The sequence below is a fragment of the Lacrimispora sp. genome (genome assembly GCF_036758025.1).
GTDB lineage: Bacteria > Bacillota > Clostridia > Lachnospirales > Lachnospiraceae > Lacrimispora.
The window spans coordinates 37,106-57,895 of the sequence record NZ_DAIOXM010000027.1; the positions used below are offsets into that span (position 1 = coordinate 37,106).

Genomic DNA, 20,790 nt, shown 5'->3' on the forward strand with positions numbered 1-20,790 from the left:
CAATGAATTGTGACCAATTTGTGATAAAAATATATTAAAAATGTGAAAATAAAAGAACCCCGCATCAGATGGCTGTCAAAACAGGAATCTTTGCGGGGTAAATTTTTACTATTAGACCGGAGGTGCCGATACTACGGGGACATCGGTATTCCCGGCTGAGGTTGGGGCAGGCGAAGTAGGTGCTGTTTCGCCTGGGCCGGCGGGACCGCCTGAGGTAGTTTCCGGTGCAGTAGGACTGCCGGGCCCTGTGGTGGGAGCTGTTCCCGGGCCGTCCGGAGCTGTGGTGGGCTCTGGGGCACTGTCTGTGGGAGAGGGTTTTGTCTCCCCGGGCTTTGTTTCTCCCGGCTTTTTGGAGCCTGAAGTGGATTCTCCCGGCCTCGTCTCTGTGGGCTTGGTTTCTCCTGGTTTTGTTGTTTCTCCAGGCTTTGTTTCTTTGGTACTGCTTTCTGAAGGATCGGTACCCTTTATAGGTTTGCCGTTTTCATCAGTTTCTCCGACGGTGGTTTCTCCGGAAGAGGATTCTGACGAATCTTTTGTCTTTTCTTCCGTTGAGGCTTCTGTGGTTTGCTTTACAGTTTCATCTTTTCCTCCGGAGCCTTTCTTATACATACCGGAATCAGCCGCAATTTTGGCACTGATCTTTTTCACCATATCAGATGGTTCATGATTTTCTTTGTCAAACAGGAGCTTGTGAAGTTCTTGCACATTGCTTTCCAGGGTTTGGGGAACAACGCAGTCCCCTCTCTTTCCTATGGTCATTTCACCGCGGGTAAATGGGAAGCCTCCCGTTTCTCCGATGTGATATTTATTAAGATCCAGAATTAATTCTGTAAAATCGCTGAAGGTGAGGTTTGTTCCTATCTGCTCTACTTCCATCAGAAGTATTCTGTTGAGCAGTCCTAAATCCGCCTTTTTGGCTTTTTCAAATGTCTTCTGGATTATAAGGCGCTGACGCTCTGTTCTGGCGTAGTCAGTGTCCATTTTTCTCAGTCTTGCATAAGCCACTGCCTGAACACCGTCTAAGTGATTCATTCCTGCTGATTTTAAATGAACGGAAGGAACTCCGCTTTTTTTCACCGTTTCCGTAATATAACCGTTAATTTGACTGAACTCTGCCTTGGTGAGTTCAACGTCCACGCCGCCAAGCATATTGATTCCATCGGCAACGGACTTCCAGTTAAAGGTGACATATTCTCTGATATCCATGTCCAGATTCTTATTTAAAGCTGAAAGAGCCTGGGCAGCACCGCCGGTGGAATAGGCAGAATTGATCTTGTTGTAGGCATTTCCTTCTCCGGTATTTAAATATGTATCACGGAATACGGATACAAGGCGAATCTCTCCTGTGTCTCTATTGATGTTGCAGATCATAATAACGTCTGCATTAGCACCTTTATTCACATTGCCATCCCGGCTGTCAACACCGAATATTGCAATGGTCCGGTAACCTGTCATGTGCTTTTTCTGTTCCGGAGACATGATTTCATTACGAACCTGATTTTCATCAAAATCATCAGGGCGCTGAATGGAGTTCATCAGTCTTGATACATAGGCGTAGGAGAAAATGAGGGCCAAAGTAAATATCTCTGCAATCGCCAGAATTATGATGCGGCGGATTTTTTTCTTTTTTTCAGTCTGGGCTCCTGACCGGCTGGCTGCGTTCTTGCCTCCTTCTGCGGAGGATTGTAAACGGGCCGCCCTGGAATCACTTCCTGAAGATAACGGAAGGCGAATGGTTCCCTGATCAATTCCTGATGATGCCTGGGAGCGGGCTGTGCTCTGACCGTTTCCTGACTGGGGTCTGATTCGGGATGTGTTCTGGTCGATTCCTGATGGTGTCTGGGGGCGGGATGTTCCCTGGGTGTTTGCTGTGGAAGCCTGAGAGCGGGTTGTTCCCTGGGTGTTTGCTACAGATGCCTGAGTTCGGGTTGTTCCCTGAACATTTCCTGACTGGGCTCTGGTACGGGATGTTCCCTGGTCGCTTCCTGGTGATGTCTGGGAGCGGGCTGTGCTCTGGGTGTTTCCTGTCAATGCCTGAGAGCGGACTGCTCTTTGATTACTTTCTGGCATTGCTTTGGAATTGGACGCTTCCTGACCATTTCCTGACATTGCTTTGGAATAAGACGCTTCCTGACTGCTTCCCGGCGTTGTCTTGGAACGAGTTGTTCCTTGATCACTTCCTGCCGATGCCTGGGGACGAGCCGTTCCCTGGCCGGTTCCTGACTGCGCCGTAGTACGGGCTGCTCCCTTGTCATTTCCTGTTGAGGCCTGGGAACCAGCCGCTCCCTGACCATTTCCTGCTGAATTTCTGAAACCGGTGCCACCCTGACTGAGTCCTGACTGCCCTTTGGAACGGGCTGAGCCTTGGCCGATCCCTGACAGCGCTCCGGAACGTCCGATTCCCTGGACACTGCCTGCTGCGGTCTGGGAGCGGGACAACTCCTGTCCTCCTCCCTGCCTCGGGCGGGCAGAGTTCTGAGACTGAGCCTTTCCGGAAGGGTTCCGGGGGCTGGCAGCTTTGGAGGGCTCCTGCCCTCTGAACATTGCCTGGCTGCCTTCCGGTCCAGTCCGGGAATGGCCGGTTCCCCGGCCTGATGTCTGGTTTTTTACGCCCGCTTCCTCTTCCCCGGAATCTGTATAATCGTCATCCAGGTAGTAGTCTGCATCGGACGGATCTGGCTCTGAATAGGAACCGTGCCTGCTTTTTTCAACCTTATCACGGTCTAATTCATCATCAAATTCATTTTTCATCTATTTATCCTCAATCCTAATGGTGTCGTGGTATCAGTATGCATTTTTATTGATAAATCCCTTGAATACCGTAAGAAATAAAATCTTAAAGTCGTATCCCAGGGTCCAGTTTTCAATGTAATACAAGTCGTGTTCAATTCTCTTTGTAATAGAAGTATCTCCTCGGTATCCGTTTACCTGAGCCCATCCGGTGATTCCCGGACGCACCTGATGCTTGATCATATAGCGGGGGATTTCTTCTTTAAATTTTTCTACAAAAAGAGGTCTTTCTGGTCTTGGGCCTACCAGGCTCATGTCTCCACGGAGGACGTTTAAAAATTGGGGCATCTCATCTATGCTTGTCTTTCTGATGAAGCGTCCTATAGGGGTTACACGGGAGTCGTGGGGGGAGGTCCATTTTGTTTTTTCTTCGGATGGAGCCTGAACCACCATGGAACGGAACTTATACATTTTAAATGGTCTGTTGTGGAGGCCTACCCGGTCCTGGCTGTAGATGAGAGGGCCAGGGGAAGTCAGTTTAACGAGTGCTGCTGCCAAAAGCATGACAGGTGAAAATAAAAGCAATGCAAAAACAGCCCCTAAAATGTCTACCCCTCTTTTTGCCATGGCATTCAGTGGGTCGGTCAGAGGTACACGGCGGATGTTTACTACAGGCAGACCGTGAAGGTCTTCTATATAGGGCCTGGTGGGGATCATGTTGTTGTAATCTGGGATGAATTTGGTGTGGACGCCTGATTTTTCGCAGGAGGCTACAATTCTTTCTAAGCTGGCGTATTCGGTGATGCTGAGGGTGATCGCTATTTCATCCAGGGAGTTTAAGTCCAGGATTTCATCTAAGTCGCTTACTTTTCCGATGACGTTGATTCCTTTGTATCCGGTTGCCCATTCTTTTGTGTCGTCTAGGATTCCTTTGATTTGGTATCCCCATTCAGGGTTTACCAGGACACGGTCTATGAAACCTTCGGCTGCACGGCTGTATCCGATTAAAAGGATGTGCTTCTGGTTGTAGCCTTTGGAACGCATGGAGCGGAGGGTGTAGCGGATGAGATTGCGTTCTACGGTTTCTAGGACGATGTTGATGGCGCAGAAGTAGAATATGATTCTTCTGGAGAACTCACGGAAATAGGGGTTATTCTTTGCCAGAAAAAAAATCATGGTAAAGAGCAAAACCCCAAATAAATTAGCCTTGCAGATGTTGGCAAACTCATACCGCTTCCCCTGGATTCTCTTCGGCGTGTATAAATTAAAGATGCCATAGAGCAGAAGATACACCGGCAGCATTACGAGAAATACTGCGAAATAATACTGAGGAGCCAAAACTCCTTTTCCGGGACTGAATATGCGGTTTCCTGCGAGAAGCAGCGCCCAGGACAGAAAGTAGGACAGGGCAAGGACTAAAGCGTCCAGTACTACGTGGAATCCGTTTAGTTTTTTCTGATTGTCTTTTATCATAGTGGGAAGACCTTCCAAATCTTGAGGGTGAATCATAGGGGGGCTTGTGTTGCCCGTAAGTCCGCAGTGCAGCCGGTAAAGCCTGCGGCTTTACCGGCTCACGGGCATTCGCCCTATGAAACAGGACACAAAAGAATTTTTTCTTATGTGCGGGCACAACGAAAAAATTCTTTCGCGCCCCGTTTCGCACTGCTCATTGCTTTCGTGGATATTATACACAATAAATCCCTATGTTGCTATTAAATTATTCTTAAAATGACCTGAAAATTTTTAGCTTTCTTTTTAAAAACTCCCAAATATAGAGGATTGTTCCATAAATCAACTCTCCTTCTATACGCAAATAGTTCCCCAAATGAGTGGAACGAAACTTCACTTTCTTTGTTTTTCCTGCCGTCTTCAAACCTTCTTTGAGGCCTTCTGCATAGTCAGAAGCAAAGCCGATTTTCCTGAAAAACAAATATTTTACAAACATCCCAACCAATAAAGGCCCCAGGTTGATAAAAAGCTGTAGGAAGGGCATATTTTTATAGTTTAAATACACATTGTTCCTGGCAGCCAGGCGGACTTTGAAGGAATTGTACTTGGAACCGCTGGTTCCGCTTCCTACGTGGTAAACTATGGCTGTAGGACAGTACATGTTTTTGTATCCGAAAATCTTTGCCCGGTAGCCTACGTCAATATCCTCCAAATAGGCAAAGTGGTCCTCGTCAAAGCCTCCGATTTCCTTAAAGACTTCTCTCCGGTAAATCGCTGCTCCCGCACAGGCGGAAAATACCTGGCAGGGTTTTCGGTAGCCCCGGCTGCTTTGGCCTACGCCGCGCTGGTAAGCCCAGCCAAGAAGGCTATACATGTCTCCTGCGTCATCCATCAGCTCCTTGTGATAAAGTTGGATCATTTTGCTGCTGACGGAAAAAACTTCAGGTGACCGTTCAATGGCCTTTACCATTTCCTTGACGTAATCCGGCTCAGGCTCTGTATCGTTGTTTAAAAGAATGACGTAAGGGGTTTGGGCACGGTTGATGCCTACGTTTACAGCGCCGGAAAAACCGGTGTTTTCCTTGAGAAATACAGAAGGAATATTCCGCTCTTTCAGCCATTCCACACTGCCATCGGAAGAACCGTTGTCCACCACAAGAAGCTCAAAGTTCTTTTCACTCTGAGCTTCCAGGGCCTTAAAACAAGGTTCCATAAATTTCAGTCCATTGTAATTAGGAATAATGATGGTCACTTTTTTCTGCATCTCACACCTCAAGCTTGTAAGGTTCCCCGATTTTTTCCTTTTTAAGGTCACGCAGGGCGAAGTTGGACTTGCGCAGGGTTAAGTTGGGATTGTAATAGGGATCTCCCTCTCTTAAAATATCCGGCCACCGCTCTGAAAACTTCTTAATCTCCCGGTTAAAGCGTTCCACCTTCTCCGGCGTGTCCTCCAGACCTCTGGATTTAGACTCATAGTGGTAGAACAGGGCGTAAGGCGCATATACCACCAGCTTATTGATCGAGCGGATCTTCATGCAGTAATCAATATCATTAAAAGCAACCTGCAGCTCCTCAGTAAAGCCTCCCACCTGATCAAAGAGGGATCTTTTGCTCATCATACAGGCAGCAGTTACCGCGCTGTAGTTTCTGGCGCACATGGCCTGGTTGAAATAGCTGCTTTCGGCCTTATGAAGGCCGATAAAAGTGTGGCCTGCAATTCCGCCAAAGCCTACTACCACACCGGCATGCTGAATGGTATCGTCGGAATATAAGAGTCTGGCTCCCACAATTCCCACATCCTCCCGCTGGCAGAAGCCAAGAAGTTCATGGATGCTTTCCGGATTGATGATTTCCGTATCATTATTTAAAAACAGAAGATATTCTCCCTTTGCAAAGGAAACGCCGAAATTGTTAATGGCAGAGTAATTGAATTCCCGGTCCCATTTCACCACCCGGACAGAGTCAAATTCCTTTTGGATCTTTTCATAATAATCGTAGGTTTCCGGGGCAGTGCTGTTATTTTCCACCACAATGAATTCCAGGTTCCTGTAAGTGGATTTTTCAATGAGGGTGCGCATACATAAATCCAAGTCAGCGCTGTGGTCTTTGTTGGGGATAATAACGGAAATCAAGGGCTCTCCGATTATCTCAAAGGTGGAATGATAAATACCGTAATCCACTCCCTTTTCCACTGATTTCACTCCAATGCCCATCCGTTCATAATGGGCCTTAATGGCTCTTGCTCCTGCCTCAAAGGCATAAAGTTTGCTTTCCGGGTTGCTGGCAGTGGAATTCTGGTGACAGCGCCAGTGGTATAATGCCTTTGGCACATGATAAATCTTCCTGGCCTTTTCCGTACAGCGGAAAATGAAGTCATAATCCTGGGCTCCGTCAAATTCCTCCCGGAAACCGCCCACTTCCATAAGAAGGTCGTGATTGACCACAAACAGATGGCAGATATAGTTGACGCTGGTTAAGAGATCAGGGTTAAAGTCCGGCTTGAAATGAGGTTCGAACAACTCTCCTCCATCCATGTCCAGCTTGTCCTCGTCAGTATAAACCACATCGATTTCCGGATCAGAATTAATGGCCTTTACGCATTCAAACAAGGCATCAGGTGCCAGGGTATCGTCGTGGTCTGCTAAAACCACAAAATCTCCTGTAGCCATTTCAAGAGCTGCATTGGTATTTCCTGAGATTCCCTTATTCTCTCCTAAAATCACGTACCGGATTCTCTCATCCTTTGAAGCGTAGCGCTTTAACACCCGTTCCACACTCTCCCCCTTAGGACTTCCGTCTGCTATGCAGACTTCCCATTTCGTATAAGTCTGGGACAGAAGGGAATCCAGCATAGCTGCCAGAAACCGCTCCGGTGTCTTATAGGCGGGGATTACTACGGACATTTTGGGGTTATAGTCAAAAACTGTTTTCTTCTGGGCTTCTAATTCTTCTTCTGATGTTTTGGTAAGGCTGTACCACTCCGGGTAATCGTAATCACTGTCAATGCCCTGAAGTTTGTGTCTGGACTTTAACAGCAGCGCTTTAAAGCCGTTTTCCTTCCAGAAGTCCACTGCAGAGCAAAGGGTTTGGGCGTTCATCATGCTTTTCAGCTTGGCAGTCCTTTTGTGGGCAGAACTGTTCTGCCGTTCCAGAATGGATGCATTGAGCTTCACCTTTACGGTTTTGCCATCACAATGGATGACCAAAATCCGATCCTCATTTTCCTCCCGGATATAAGGTATCCGGATGTCAAAGCCAAGATCCCTTGCCACTGTTTTCTTGAAATAAATCTGGCTCACATCATCTCTGCGGACGGGAACCAGCTTAAATTCAACCGGATTCTCACTGCCGTCCAAGACCTGAAACTCTGCCTCCGTCTCTTCTGTCCTGCCGATCACCCAGCCATTTAATATCATTGAATTTTCACGGATTCGTGCAATATCTATCTTATATTTCATCTCTGATCCTCATCCTCCACAGATGCTGCCGTAAGAAGCATATCCTCTTCTGTAAAATTGATCCTCTCTTCTTCAATGACAAGAGGCCGTTTCATGATTCTGGCATTCATGGACATGATGTACTCTCCCACAAGTCCGATAAAGAAAATCTGTATGGACCCCAGGAAAAACATGCCGATCAAAAGAGGCACCATACCTGCCGGAAAGCGGTCCCAGTACATCAATTTTAAAACCAGGTATACAAGAGCCACCAGCATGCTGGCAAAAGAACAGAGGCTTCCAAAAATCGTCGCCAGACGAAGCCCCACCTTTGTATAGGAAGTGATGCTCAGCATGGCCGCATCATAGAGGCGGTAAAGGTTATTGCTGGTCTTTCCTGCCCGGCGTTTTGGCTGGTCATAAGGAATTTCCTTGCGCTTAAAGCCAAGCTCCGCCACGATTCCCCGAAGGAAGGGGGTGGGGTCATCAAGTTCTCTCAGCACTCTGATAAATCTTGCATCATAAAGCCCAAAGCCGGTAAAGTGCTCGATCTGCTCCACGTCGGAAAGCTTTTTAATAGCCTTGTAATAGCAGCTTCTCAGCCAGTACATCAGCTTATTTTCCCTGCTGGATTCCTTGATTCCTATGACGATCCGATAGCCCTTTTCCCATTCCTTTACATACCTTGGGATCATTTCCACCGGATCCTGAAAGTCCGCTGCCATGAGAATGGTGCAGTCTCCTGTGGACTGAAGCATGGCATAATAGGGGGAATTGAACTGGCCGAAGTTTTTGGCGTTGAATATTCCCTTGACTCCTTCATCCCGGGAACAAAGCCTGCGTATTTTTTCTCTGGTATGATCCCTGGAATCATTATCGATAAAAATGAGCTCGTAGCCATAATCCGGCAGCTCCTTCTTAAATATGCTGGAAATCGCCTGATACAGGACTTCTACATTTTCTTCCTCATTATAGCAGGGAACCACAATACTGATTGTCTTCATCTGTTCACTTCCAATCTATCCGAACCATGACTTTAATTAAATCTTTCGGCTTTTCTTTCATCATCTGCAATGCTGTTTCCACCTGATCCAAACCGTTTAGCTGGTGGGTCACTAATTTCTGGGGATTGATTCTTCCATACTGAACCATCTTAAGAAGGCGCTCCATCCTGATACGGCCTCCCTTGGCAAGCTCTGTATGAATGGTTTTTCCCGCCATGCCTCTTCCTCCTGAAAACTTGGGAAAGGGCAGGTTTCCGGTTCCGCCGAAATAATTCACATTGGAAATGGTTCCAATGCCATACCGGGCCATATCCACTGCCTGGGCAAATACCTCGTCGCCGCCTCCGCAGATGATGACGCCATCTGCGCCTAAACCGCCTGTCCGTTCCAGTACCTGCTGCACCACATCTTTGTCCTTACCCTCCAGATGAGCTTCTCCTTGCCCTTCAGGCGGATTCACCTTATAGCTAAGAACCTCTGTGGCTCCGAATTCCTTTGCCAGCTCCACACAAATAGGCCTGCTGCCCACAGCAATAATCCGAGCCGCTCCTAAATGGCGGGCACCTTCTATGGCCATCAAACCAATAGGGCCGATTCCAAGAACCACCACCGTATCACCAATTTTGATATCGGCAAATTCAGCGCCGGTAAAACCTGTAGTCACCACATCCACGCACATGAGAGCCTGTTCCAGAGTAACCCCTTCCGGTATCTTTGCCAGAGTCGTGTCCGCATCAGGAATGAGGAATTTCTCCGCAAAAACTCCGGGAGCCGTTCTTCCAAGCTGATGGCCGGAAAAAGGTGCGGAAGCATGTTTAAAATTTCCCTCCTGAATTCCCATTGCCCGCCAGTCCGGCGTAATGGCAGGAACCACTACCACATCTCCCGGTTTAAAATCCTGGACCAGTTCTCCTGTTTCCAGAATTTCTCCCACGCACTCGTGACCAAGAATCAAGTTGGGAGCCTTTCTGGAACCTCCTCCGTATACGGTATGGACATCAGAAGAACAGGGCGCAACCGCCAGAGGACGGAGGATCGCACCGTAAGGAGTGAGGACAGGTTCCGGAGCCTCATGCCAGCCAACCTTCCCCGGTTCAATTAAAACAAATGCTTTCATAGTTTTATTCTATATCCTTTCCAGATGATTGGATTTTAACGCCATAATCTCCACATCATTGCCGAATTTTTCCCGTATTGACCCGGCAATCTCATTGGTATAGCCGGGAGCCACGATTAAAATAACCTCCACTGGGTCCTTTTTATAATGGTCCGGAGACACAATAGGAAGATGGGAGGCAGGGGCATATTTCCCCTGTTTAAAGGGAGCGGAATCAATGATATACTCCGCAAACCTGCCGATTTCCGTGGTGGCTGTCAGTGTAAAGCCCTGATGGCTGGCTCCCCATACGGCAAGCCGCTTTCCCTGGGACTTTAGGTTTTCAATCAGGCTCTCCATTTCTCTTCCGATCAGAGTCTGGCTTTCTATCAGTCCCGAAACATCCACCTTTTCCGGATTTCTTCCTTGACGGGCCGTTTCTGCCTGTGCTTGCATCGGGTTTGCCGTCTTTCTTACAAGGACGGAAAGAGTGTCCCTGTTGATCATTTCTTCCTCTATAACCTCAAATCCGGCCTCCTGAACCGCGAACTTAAGGGTATCAAAGGTATAATAAGCCAGATGATCCCGGATCAGTTCATAATAGCCGTCATACTGAAGGATGTATTCCAGACTGGGGACTGTAATTAAGCCCACTCCATTCTCTGTTAAATTATCTGCAAGGCAGCGGAGCATACTTACGGGCTCAGGCTGATGTTCCAGAAAATTAAAAGACAAAAAGCCGTCATAAGGGCCGGTTATACTGCCGTCTCCAGGCTCTAAAACCGCTCCCTCCTCTGCAAACTGCTTCCAAACCGTAAGCCCCTTTTCCCTGGCTAATTGAACCAGACTTTCTCTGTGTTCAATTCCGCAGGCCTTTACCGGAAATTCATTCAGCACCCCAAGGAACTCTCCTTGTCCGCAGCCTGCCTCAATCAGCTTCTTTCCCTCCAAACGGAAGGTATCAATAAAATGACGGTACTGGCTTCTTCTCAGCTCCACCATAGTAGTAGTAAATCCGCCGGACCGGATAACGTCCTTATAGTAAGCCACCGGCTGACAGTCAAACTGTACCAGGCCGCAGGTTTCACACTGGTGAAGATGAAGGGTCACACCATTGTCATGTTCAACCTCTTCTTTTGAGGGCATGTCCTGGGCAGAAGCCGGCATATGCTCAAGGGTCATCAGCGGCTTTTCTCCAAGAGATGTGCCGCATACAATACAATTCCTGTCTCTCATATTACATGTTACCTCCCAAGCCTGTTCTTTTTATCCCTTCCGGAAATGACACCTCAGGCTTCCAACCGGTGGCCTCCTGAAGCTTTCTGATATCAGGAATCAGATTAGCCGGGCCTTCCGCATTGGGTTTCCGCCTTCCATAGCTGTAGCTTCCGTGAAAGCCCATGGTTTCATACATCATCCGGATGTATTCCCTTAATGGCCTGTTTTCACTTTCCGGTCCTGCCACGTTATATATCCCGGAAATGGATTCCCTTTCCTGATTCATCAGGAGCACCAGCGCCTGGATACAGTCATCAAGATATAAAAAATTCCACATCTGGGTGCATTCCCCCAGGGAAATGTACTCTCCTTTTCCAAAGGCACCCAGACAGCTTTCCACCAAGGACCAGGGGTGGTCTCCAGGCCCATAGACGCTGAATATTCTGGAATGAATGTATTCCATGTCAGAAATTCCCGTCTGTCTCCAGCTTTCCGTCTGCTCCATAGCCCGCTTTAAAAATTCCAGCTTGGCTTTCCCATATTCAGAAATTGGCCTGCACTCTGTCTCCTCTGATAAAGGTTCCTTATGAATTCCGTATTCAGCCTGGGAACCGCTGAAAAGAAAGCGCTTGCAGCCAAGGCGTCTGGCTCCCTCCAGGGCTTTTAAAGAATCCTCTGCATTCTTCTGCTGTACGTCCGCCTTCATTCGATTTTCACTTCCTGAGCCGTCCCATCCAAAATGATAAAATGCGCCGCAAGACTCACCAATGACCTGATCAAGGTCCTGCAAGTCCTGAAGCTGACGCTCAATTAAAACCAGGCCCTTGCGGTTTACATCCAGCTTGCTTAAATTCCCTGAGCCTGGACGGACTACCGCAAACACCTGGCTGCCGTCTTTTAAAAGCCGGTCCACCAGCCTCCTTCCCAGAAAGCTGGTGGCTCCCGTTACAACAACGTTCAACGTTTTTCCTCCGTATTCCTTTGACCTTTTATTCCCGCGAAATATTTGACTACTTTATTCGGGGAATAATCATATTCCGGTCCATTTCTTCATCAGGCAGGAAGGGGGATAAATCCTCCAAAGGAGGAGATACCATGGTCCCGTCAGGCAGACGCTTAGCCGAGGATTTCGGTTCAAAGTTCTGATCCCTGCTCACAAACACCTCGCAGATGACTGGCCCCTGTATGGAAAGAGTCTCTTCAATTCCCCGTTCCAATTCCCCGTTGTTATGGATTGACACGTAAGGATAGCCATAAGCCCCGGAAAGCTTTGCCATGTCAGGAAAGCTTAAATCCATGCTGTCCTCTCCGATTCCCACCAAAGGCTCTCCGAAGAAATTCTTCTGGGTCTGGCGGATGGAGTGATAACCTCCATTATTAATAAGGAATATTTTAATAGCCATACGGTGATGGATAATCGTCTGCAGCTCCTGTAAATTCATCTGGAGGCTGCCGTCTCCTGTCACCAGAATGACATCTTGTTCCTGTTCTGTCATGCAGACGCCGATAGCCGCCGGAAGATCATATCCCATGCTGGCAACTGCAGAATTGGATAAAAAGCGCTGGCCTTCCTTGATCACATAGGCATGTCCGCCCACCACGCAGGCAGAGCCGTTCCCCACTACTGTGATCTGATTTTTGGAAAGTCTGGAGCTTAATTCCTTAATAAAGGCGTAGACGTTTGTTCCCTTGCCTTCATCGATATAATGCTTTGGCAGCACTACAGGATAGGTTTCCTTCCACATGCGGCAAGTCTCATTCCAGGTCATGTTATCCAGACCTTTTCCTCCTGAAAATAAGGGGTGCTCCCTGGTGGCCTTGTATTCGCAGTCCAGGAGCCTTTCCATGGCCTCCAGCAAATCCTTTACATCGGCATGAACCCTCATATCAGCATGAACCGATGGTTTTTTCAGTTCTTCCTGGTCAATGTCATTGACAATCACGTAAGCAGCTCTGGCCCATGTATTATAAGAATACCCTACCTGCCTGATGCTTAAACGGCTTCCCAGGGAAAGGACAAGATCGCTGTTTTGGATTGCAAAGTTACCGGGGCGGTCTCCCATTCCCCCGGCTCTGCCGGTATAGAGAGGATGGTCATCATGAAGACAGTCGATACTGTTCCATCCGGTCACCACCGGGATTCCCAGTTTTTCCGCCACTCTGACAAACACCTCATAAGCTTTTCCGATCCGTATTCCATTTCCTGCATTGATCACCGGGCGGGAAGAAGAACGGATCTTGTCCAAGATGGCCCGGACCGTATCGTCCGCCACCTGGGACGGAAGAATCTGGCGGGTTTCCCCCTCTCCTGCCTGATCTTCCCTGATTTTGGGGCCGGCCTCAGAAACCCAGCCGTCTCCGCCTGCCTCGTAATTCTCAGGAGAAAACCCGATCAAATCATCGGTTTCAATATAAGCTCCCTGAACATTTAAGGGGATGTCCAGCCAGGCAGGACCCTGGCGTCCGGAAAGAGCCAGATAGATGGCCTTTTCCAGACAAAAACGGATTCTCATGGGATCAATGACCATCTCACTGTACTTTGTCATACAGTCAACGGACTTTATAATATCAAATTCCTGGTCGCCCATGGCTCTGATTCCTACACCTGACCAGCGGGCAGTGGTATCATAGCGTACTTGTCCGGATATGATCAGCATGGGAATGGAGTCCAGCCATCCTCCCAGCACTCCGGTAATGGCATTGGTGCCGCCAGGTCCGGTGGTCACGCAGACCGCTCCTATCTTTCCACGGATTCTGGCGTAGGCCTCTGCGGCTATTGCACAGGCCTGTTCATGGTGGTTATACAAGCAGTGCAGGCCTTCCTGGTGGCCCAGAGCGTCATTTAAATGCATGGCGCCTCCGCCTGTGACGGTAAATACCTGGGTGATTCCGGAATCCACCAGTTTTTGGGAAATATAGTTGGATACTTTCATTCTCATGGCTTGGATCTCCTTTTTAAGGGATGTTTATTCTCTGTTTTGTAATTATATCATACCAGCCTTTATTTTCCTATTTAAAGTTTTCTTACTTTCTGAAGGCGTATTCTTCCATTTTTAGGCTGCCGGCAAGGGGAAACCCCTGGGTTTTCTCATCTTTTTTCTTGTTCTGTTACCTCCTTCCATATTTGCCATGAAACCACACTATCATTGTATCTCGGCTATGGGTTATAATCGCAGAGTAATGCAACGATGGATTTTCGGCCACGATAAAACTTATTGCAAAAAGGAGAGAACATATTTATGAAAAAGCATTTTAAATTGATGGCTGTATTATCCGCTGCCGGCGTAATCGCCATGGCAGCTCCGGAACTGGGCCTTACAAGCGCAACCGCTTATGCGAAAGCAACCGGTTGGGTTGAGGAAAACGGTTCCTTAAAGTTCTATGAAGAAGGCGATTTTTACGCTACCGATTCATGGAAGAAATACGGCGACGATTGGTACTATTTAGATGAGGATGGCGAAATTGCCACAAGTCAGGAAATTGATGAATACTATGTTGATGAAAGCGGAAAAAGAGTGATCAACCAGTGGATTTCCGTGAACAACGACAACTATTGGGACTCCCCTGACGCACCGGAAGTTTTCTGGCATTATTATGGAAAAGACGGTAAAGCCGTTATCTCCAAGTGGCAGAAAATCGAAGACAAAGGGTATTATTTTGACGAGCAGGGCCAGATGCTGACCGGCAAAGTCGAAATCGGTGACTTCACCTACTATCTCGGCGACGAAAATGACGGCGCTCAGAAAACAGGCTGGTTCCAGCTTGAAAACGCAGATGAGGACGCAGAAGATCCACTCTCCTGGTACTATTTCGATAAAGACGGCGCCATGGTCAAAGATCAGGTGGACAAGAAAATCGAAGGTTCCTACTATACCTTTGTCAATGGAGAAATGCAGACCGGATGGTATAAGCTTCCTGAAACTGCAACTCCATCAGAAGCGGCCGAAAATACAAAAGATACTGCAGCTGGATATCACTATTATGATGAGGAAAGCGGTGCAAGAGCAGAAGGCTGGAGAGAAATCGAAGGCATTTCAGAGCTTAGCGAAGAAGGCACACTTCATTGGTTCTTCTTCAAAAACGGCGCACCTTACTATGCTGAAAAAGGAATTGGATTATTTACTATAAGCTCTCAGAAATATGGATTTAATACAAAAGGTGAAATGCAGACTGGACTGGAAGTAGTCAACCTGGATAACGATACCATCGCTAACTTCTACTTCGCAGACAACGGCGCTATGAGCACCGGCAAGCAGACCATTTACAACGAAGATACTGACGAGAATGAGATCTGGTACTTCCAGACCTCCGGAAGCAAAAAAGGACAGGGCTACCACGGAATCCTGGACAACACTGTTTATGAGTACGGTTTAAGAAAAGAAGCTGACGTTGACTTAAAGATGGCTTCTGTTACTCTTAACGGCACCAACTATCTGGTAAACACCAGCGGCGCTGTTCAGAAAGCATCTTCCACCTCTAAGTCCTCTGAAAAACCAGAGCTTGGTGCTGGTTTCAGAGACTACAAGGATTCTAACGGCAAAGTATTTGTTGTAGATACAAACGGTATCATTCAGTAAAAATAACATAAAATACAAAAGATTCATCCGTTCAAATTTAAAAAGTCCGCGGCGCTTATGCCTGCGGACTTTTTATGTATTTCTGCATTATTTCTTATAATTTTTCCGTTAATTCTATAAGGTTACATATTCTATATGTTTTATGTTTTTTTTCGTCATATTTTAATTTATCTTACGTTATATATATAGAAGTAGACCATTTTTTACCATATACGAAAAAGGAGGAGAACAATGAGAGAACTATCCGTATATTACTGCGCCAAATGCGGCTACTATGGATATTACCAACTTGAACGGAATGCAGTGTGCCCCAAATGCCGGTTAGAAATGACGTGTCTGGATCTTAACTATCAGGACTTTATGGATTTGTCTTGTGAAGAGAGGGACGAGCTGCTTTCCGCATATATTATTATGTCATCTTCTCCTTATGTAAAGCGCCTGCTGGAGCCTCATAAGACAAATAATAAAAGAGAGATCATCGCCCAAATGGGTGCACGCATTACCGAACTGGAAATTGAAAATGAAAAACTAAATAAAACCATCGAATGGATGCACCAGACCATATGGGAAATGGTCCGCGCAAGCAGAGGGCTTACTTCTGATGGCAAGGAGCATTTTAAATAAGAGACAGCCTTACAGGGATATAACCGGGAGTGACGGGCACTCCCGGTTATATCCCCCCGGTTCAGGCCATCCTATCAGAGCATATGTAACGTCCGATCAATCGGTTGAGTGTCTGATTCAGCCTTTCAATCACCTTGTAGAGTTTCATATTCTCCTCCAGCAGTTTCTCATTCTCCATCTCTATAATCCGCAGCTTCTCAGCATCAGTCATATAGAAAACCCTCCTTTTTCTGCTATAACCTTTCAAAATCTCCAAATCCTATTACAAGGTTCTGAGAATTTTAATAGTTTATCGCTGTTCTTGTAATCACTATAAGCTGTTTTAAGCCATTTGAAAAGCAAAATCTATCGCATTATTCGACATTCTTTTATCGTTTTTTAACAAAAAAGCTTTTATTCTTGCGATGAAACAAGCAGACATACTACATATATCTATATCAACACAAAGATATACTATATATACCATAGGTATGCATATTGTAATGTCGACAAGATTTCATAAAAGATTATGAAAAAAATAAGTTTTTATAGAAATTCCGGCTTTTTTCTTTGGGGAATCTGCCGATCCGGTATTTATTGATTTTGGAGAAAAAGGAATTTGCGGACGGAAAATTATAATTTTCCATCCGCAGTATCTGAAAACTTTCACAAAAATTTTATATTTATATAGCTGAAAAAATGGCATTGGGGAATGGTATCCGGGAGTTCAGGCTCTTTTATTTACCGGGCCTCCTGAAATATATGATGCATATTGGTAGCCCGTTTCAAAGAGTTTAAGCCTTCTTCCATGTACTTCCACGTTTCCTGATAATTTCCCGGTACAGCTATTTCCGAAGATGAAATGAATTTGACAAAATCATTGACACGACCTTCGTATTGCTCTGCAAAGCCGTCTGATAATTCTTCCTTTTGGTCATCAGTAAAATCCTTCTGGTCACCAAAAAGCACATGTTCCAGGTTACAGGAATTATAATAAATACGGTAGGGAATGGTTCCTATTTTTCCTGTTCTGTGTAACTTAAATAATATTTCTTTTTTCCTGTGATTTCTGTCTAATGTGTTTTTTACAGAAGATGTTTCCATACGGTCTTCGTAATACTCAATGCTCTCCACATTGGCCTTGTGTACGTGCTCATCGGGGATGAAAACACCATCGGAATCTGTTAAGTGAATAATTCTTAGGAAATCTGCAGTTTTGTAGCCGTATATGCTTTTCACTTTGTTAACTAATTCATTGATTTTGGTAAGGATCTTATCGGTGCTCACATAATCCCTTACTGTGATGTCACCATGGACTACAAGAAACTGTACCTGTTCTGCTTCAAAATACTCTTTGATGATTGTACCAATGGCAGCTTCGTCGCTGGGACCTTCCACAAGGAATAGAAGGACCTTTTTCTCCCTATTTTTCATCCCATATACTCCTGCCTGCTTTTCGGAAAGCACGGGAAATCTTTAAACTGTCCGTTTCCGCATAAATTTCCTCTTTCTGGCCTCCCAGGGTTATGCTTCGCAAATATACATCCCGCAGATTATTGGAATTTTTTATGTGTTTCATGTGGATGTAGCGATTTTGGGGATTAGAGGTGGAAAACATGATGCTTTCTTTTTCCAGCATTTCCAATGCCCGTAAGTTGTGGGATGTGAAGATGAGCTGGCCCTTTGCGCTTTTATCAAATATAGAAAGAAGTTCTCCCAGCATGAATTCAAAAATACCGGCATCCAGTTCGTCAATGACCAGGCATACGGAATAGTCACCAAAGGCGTGGATCAATGCATTTAGAATGGAGATTATTTTTATGATTCCTTCTGATTCCATGCGGATAGGAAATTCAATGCCGTCTCTTACTGATAAGAGTTCGATCTTGATGCCTTCTTTTCCGCTGTCCATAAGCTGCAATCCGTAATCCCGAATCCCCATTTTCATTCCGGGGATAATGGTGTAGAGGACTGTGTTTATTTCCTCCACAATCTGGTATAAGACTTCTTTCCTTTCCTTATCAATCACTGTGGGTTGGACAAGAGAAACGGAAAAATCACCTTTTATGGCTTTTCCCGCCATTTCACCGGCTTCAATCCGAAATGCCATGGGGAGGATTAAATTGGCTGAAATGACACCGGAATGGATGTTGCGGATTACAAATAAGTCTGTTAAGGCAAAACGGAACAGGGATATTATAATGAAGGAATATTCGTGAAAGGCTCCATGAAAATTGCTCTGGAATATTTCTCTGCTGCTCTCGCCGAATATATAGGAGCAGTTGCTCTTTTTTGCAATTCTCTTTGCAACCAGTAAATCCATTTTGTAGGACTTGTTTTCTTCTACTAACTCGTCCAAGCGTTTTTTGGGGGTGAAGATGGCTTCGTCATCACGGTTGTAGTCCATGAATACGATTTTATTGCTTCTTCCTTCAGAAGTGGTTTTTGCGCAGCTGAGGGTTTCACGGCAGATTTCTGCGCGGACTCCAGGGGGGTTGTGAAGTGTGACTTTGTAGGTGATTTCGTAAATCTCCGTTGCTGTGTAAAGGGCAATTTCTGTTGTTATTTCGGCGTTGGTTTCTTTTACGTCGATGTAATCTTCTATCTCTGGGTCAAGTACATTGCCGGTCATGATGCGTTGAAGGAAATATAGGGCATCGACAACCGCTGTTTTTCCGGAACCGTTTTGGCCGTATAAGCCTAAGATTTCCGGATTTTTGTATGATGGTTTTTTTCGGAAGGTGTTGGGCATTTCGATTTTTCCGTTATTTACATTTTTGATGTTTTTTAATTCTACAGACTGTAAACGTACTACAAGATCTCGCATATATTTTTCCTCCATATTTACTTTGTATTTTATGCTTTTTTTGAAATTTTATCAATATCTTTTTAGGGATGTGCCTTTTTTATTTCGATTTTGTTATTTTATGAGTTATTTATAGTAGATTTTATGGTGAAATATGGAATATGGAAAATAAAACAATTTTGGACAAATGAATCATTATCCTTCATAATATCTCTATTACTTTACATCAGGAGGAAGGATTCATGAATAACTTACGGCAATTGATCGAGGACTATATGGAATTCTGCCATTATCAAAAGAATCTCAATCAGAAAACAATAAATGCCTATAGAATTGATTTGGGACAGTATTATGGGCATATGAAAGAGGATGATATGGCATTTAAGCGGAATTATATTACCAATTATATAACGTATTTACATAAACGGTATAAGCCGAAAAGTGTTAAGAGGAAGGTAGCGAGTTTAAAGGCATTTTTTTCTTATTGGGAATATGAAGAGATACTGCCGGAAAATCCATTTTCTAAAATTAAGGTGAAATTTCAGGAGTCATCTCTGCTACCCCGAACCATTCCTACGGGAAGTCTGCAGAAATTATTTCAAGCGGCTTATGAGAACCGGGAGGCAGAGGGAGTGTCCGAATACCAGGAAAAGTCAGCAGTGCGGGATGTGGCAGTTTTGGAACTGCTGTTTTCTACGGGGTTGAGAGTATCGGAACTTTGTTCATTGAAGTGCAGGGACATAGATTTGGAACAGGGAAGTGTCCGAATATACGGAAAAGGATCGAAGGAGCGAATCGTTTTGCTAACAAATGTTCAGGTGTTGAATGCTTTGGTTGCTTATCAAAAGCTTTTTCAGAAGGATATACGGGAGGAGGGGTTCTTCTTCTGTAATCGGCTGGGGAATCGGCTTTCAGAGCAGTCTGTCAGGTTTATGATTAACCGCTATGCGGATACGGCCAGGCTTACGGAGCATATTACTCCGCATATGTTTCAACATACTTTTGCCACTTTGCTGCTGGAGGAGGATGTGGATATTCGATATATTCAGCAGATTCTGGGGCATAGTTCGATTATTACAACCCAGATTTATACGCATGTGACGGCTTATAAGCAGAGGGATATTTTGATGGCTAAGAATCCACGGAATAAGTTGAGGTTTTAGAGGGATAGGGGGAATTTGTGATGATTTTAAGTGACGGTCAGATTGGAATTACCAATAAAGGATAATATATGATTATCCAGTAATATAAAGTTGGAGAACTATATGAATTTTAGTTGGAGCAATATAAAAGATGGATATCGTGGATTTGAGGCACTTGCGGTCGAGTTTGTTAATTCTGTTGATAAAGGTGCAGGTAACTGTTGGAAAAAAAGTAAGCGCGTGATTTCGGGGTATGGCTCAAAATTTATTTCCAGACCCTATTGCTAGGATTCGGAAATGCAAGCATTTTACTCCATTTTGTTCTTGCAAAGTTCTTGGACTGTTTTATCCCAAGGTGCAAGTTTTGCTATCTCGTTATCTGACATGCCCTTGCTTGGACGATTCTCTAGCAAGAGCTTCAGATATTCATATAGATTTAAGTCATACGCCTTTGCCATCTCTATGATGGTGAGATAGAGTGAATTAGCAGTCGCTCCTTCCGGAGTGTCCGAAAAGAGCCAGTTTTTACGGCCTACAGTTACTGGACGAATTGAATTTTCGCTAAGATTGTTACTCAGGCTGCACCGGCCATCTTCCAGATAGGTCAAAAGAAAGTCTCCACGGTTTTTGATAGTAAGTGTCAAATATGTTGGTGTATAGAAAAACAGACAGCCTCTGTTTATAATTGAAGGCTGTCTGTTAACGGCAAAGTTTTTGAATCATCGGAT

Annotated in this window: 15 protein-coding genes and 1 pseudogene; 3 read left to right on the forward strand and 13 right to left on the reverse strand. The window is 45.5% G+C overall.

The genetic code is table 11. The features are described 5' to 3' along the window. Positions 1-111: 111 nt before the first annotated feature. From V7M78_RS18605 to V7M78_RS18645, 9 genes are all read right to left on the reverse strand, one after another. A complete protein-coding gene (locus tag V7M78_RS18605; protein WP_333651864.1) occupies positions 112-2,751 on the reverse strand; it encodes an LCP family glycopolymer transferase in 2,640 nt (879 codons plus the stop codon). Between the two features lie 33 nt (positions 2,752-2,784). After that, on the reverse strand, positions 2,785-4,203 hold the full coding sequence (locus V7M78_RS18610; RefSeq protein ID WP_333651865.1) for an undecaprenyl-phosphate glucose phosphotransferase: 1,419 nt from the start codon (positions 4,201-4,203) through the stop codon (positions 2,785-2,787). Between the two features lie 250 nt (positions 4,204-4,453). Continuing rightward, positions 4,454-5,443, reverse strand: coding sequence for a glycosyltransferase family 2 protein (locus tag V7M78_RS18615; protein ID WP_333651866.1), 990 nt, complete (start codon positions 5,441-5,443; stop codon positions 4,454-4,456). 1 nt (position 5,444) lies between these two features. Then, positions 5,445-7,637 carry a glycosyltransferase family 2 protein gene (locus V7M78_RS18620; RefSeq protein ID WP_333651867.1) on the reverse strand — a complete coding sequence of 731 codons (2,193 nt, stop codon included), beginning with the start codon at positions 7,635-7,637 and terminating at the stop codon, positions 5,445-5,447. Further along, entirely contained in the window at positions 7,634-8,620 is a 987-nt protein-coding gene (locus tag V7M78_RS18625) for a glycosyltransferase family 2 protein (RefSeq protein WP_333651868.1), read from the reverse strand. Before V7M78_RS18625 ends, V7M78_RS18620 begins: the two co-directional genes overlap by 4 nt. Positions 8,621-8,624: 4 nt before the next feature. Continuing rightward, positions 8,625-9,737: a zinc-binding dehydrogenase gene (locus tag V7M78_RS18630; protein ID WP_333651869.1), complete on the reverse strand. Its 1,113-nt coding sequence runs from the start codon at positions 9,735-9,737 to the stop codon at positions 8,625-8,627. A gap of 9 nt (positions 9,738-9,746) precedes the next feature. Continuing rightward, a complete protein-coding gene (locus tag V7M78_RS18635; protein WP_333651870.1) occupies positions 9,747-10,952 on the reverse strand; it encodes a class I SAM-dependent methyltransferase in 1,206 nt (401 codons plus the stop codon). Position 10,953: 1 nt separating this feature from the next. Further along, positions 10,954-11,895, reverse strand: coding sequence for an NAD-dependent epimerase/dehydratase family protein (locus V7M78_RS18640; protein WP_333651871.1), 942 nt, complete (start codon positions 11,893-11,895; stop codon positions 10,954-10,956). A gap of 49 nt (positions 11,896-11,944) precedes the next feature. Further along, positions 11,945-13,873, reverse strand: a complete 1,929-nt coding sequence (locus V7M78_RS18645) for a thiamine pyrophosphate-binding protein (RefSeq protein ID WP_333651872.1) — start codon at positions 13,871-13,873, stop codon at positions 11,945-11,947. A 300-nt stretch (positions 13,874-14,173) separates the two neighbouring features. On the opposite strand from V7M78_RS18645, the gene V7M78_RS18650 reads away from it, so the two are divergent. Further along, positions 14,174-15,511: an N-acetylmuramoyl-L-alanine amidase family protein gene (locus V7M78_RS18650; protein ID WP_333651873.1), complete on the forward strand. Its 1,338-nt coding sequence runs from the start codon at positions 14,174-14,176 to the stop codon at positions 15,509-15,511. Positions 15,512-15,742: 231 nt separating this feature from the next. Then, positions 15,743-16,135, forward strand: a complete 393-nt coding sequence (locus V7M78_RS18655) for a hypothetical protein (protein WP_333651874.1) — start codon at positions 15,743-15,745, stop codon at positions 16,133-16,135. 61 nt (positions 16,136-16,196) lie between these two features. Here V7M78_RS18655 and V7M78_RS18660 read toward each other — a convergent pair whose 3' ends face one another. From V7M78_RS18660 to V7M78_RS18670, 3 genes are all read right to left on the reverse strand, one after another. Next, positions 16,197-16,346, reverse strand: a complete 150-nt coding sequence (locus V7M78_RS18660) for a hypothetical protein (RefSeq protein WP_333651875.1) — start codon at positions 16,344-16,346, stop codon at positions 16,197-16,199. A 509-nt stretch (positions 16,347-16,855) separates the two neighbouring features. Beyond that, entirely contained in the window at positions 16,856-17,548 is a 693-nt protein-coding gene (locus V7M78_RS18665; RefSeq protein ID WP_333651876.1) for a hypothetical protein, read from the reverse strand. Next, entirely contained in the window at positions 17,538-18,941 is a 1,404-nt protein-coding gene (locus V7M78_RS18670; RefSeq protein ID WP_333651877.1) for an AAA family ATPase, read from the reverse strand. Before V7M78_RS18670 ends, V7M78_RS18665 begins: the two co-directional genes overlap by 11 nt. A gap of 221 nt (positions 18,942-19,162) precedes the next feature. Here V7M78_RS18670 and V7M78_RS18675 point away from each other — a divergent pair, with 221 nt between their 5' ends. Continuing rightward, the gene (locus tag V7M78_RS18675; protein WP_333651878.1) at positions 19,163-20,083 is read left to right on the forward strand and encodes a tyrosine-type recombinase/integrase; all 921 of its coding nucleotides are present in this window, start codon (positions 19,163-19,165) and stop codon (positions 20,081-20,083) included. Between the two features lie 287 nt (positions 20,084-20,370). Here the strand turns inward: V7M78_RS18675 and V7M78_RS18680 are convergent. After that, a pseudogene (locus V7M78_RS18680) lies at positions 20,371-20,691 on the reverse strand (IS66 family transposase); the annotation flags it as partial. Positions 20,692-20,790 lie beyond the last annotated feature (99 nt).

Coding starts and splice junctions, on each gene's coding strand:
- V7M78_RS18605 (WP_333651864.1), bottom strand. CDS start 2,751: ATGAAAAATGAATTTGATGATGAATTAGACCGTGATAAGGTTGAAAAA.
- V7M78_RS18610 (WP_333651865.1), bottom strand. CDS start 4,203: ATGATAAAAGACAATCAGAAAAAACTAAACGGATTCCACGTAGTACTG.
- V7M78_RS18615 (WP_333651866.1), bottom strand. CDS start 5,443: ATGCAGAAAAAAGTGACCATCATTATTCCTAATTACAATGGACTGAAA.
- V7M78_RS18620 (WP_333651867.1), bottom strand. CDS start 7,637: ATGAAATATAAGATAGATATTGCACGAATCCGTGAAAATTCAATGATA.
- V7M78_RS18625 (WP_333651868.1), bottom strand. CDS start 8,620: ATGAAGACAATCAGTATTGTGGTTCCCTGCTATAATGAGGAAGAAAAT.
- V7M78_RS18630 (WP_333651869.1), bottom strand. CDS start 9,737: ATGAAAGCATTTGTTTTAATTGAACCGGGGAAGGTTGGCTGGCATGAG.
- V7M78_RS18635 (WP_333651870.1), bottom strand. CDS start 10,952: ATGAGAGACAGGAATTGTATTGTATGCGGCACATCTCTTGGAGAAAAG.
- V7M78_RS18645 (WP_333651872.1), bottom strand. CDS start 13,873: ATGAGAATGAAAGTATCCAACTATATTTCCCAAAAACTGGTGGATTCC.
- V7M78_RS18650 (WP_333651873.1), top strand. CDS start 14,174: ATGAAAAAGCATTTTAAATTGATGGCTGTATTATCCGCTGCCGGCGTA.
- V7M78_RS18655 (WP_333651874.1), top strand. CDS start 15,743: ATGAGAGAACTATCCGTATATTACTGCGCCAAATGCGGCTACTATGGA.
- V7M78_RS18660 (WP_333651875.1), bottom strand. CDS start 16,346: ATGACTGATGCTGAGAAGCTGCGGATTATAGAGATGGAGAATGAGAAA.
- V7M78_RS18665 (WP_333651876.1), bottom strand. CDS start 17,548: ATGAAAAATAGGGAGAAAAAGGTCCTTCTATTCCTTGTGGAAGGTCCC.
- V7M78_RS18670 (WP_333651877.1), bottom strand. CDS start 18,941: ATGCGAGATCTTGTAGTACGTTTACAGTCTGTAGAATTAAAAAACATC.
- V7M78_RS18675 (WP_333651878.1), top strand. CDS start 19,163: ATGAATAACTTACGGCAATTGATCGAGGACTATATGGAATTCTGCCAT.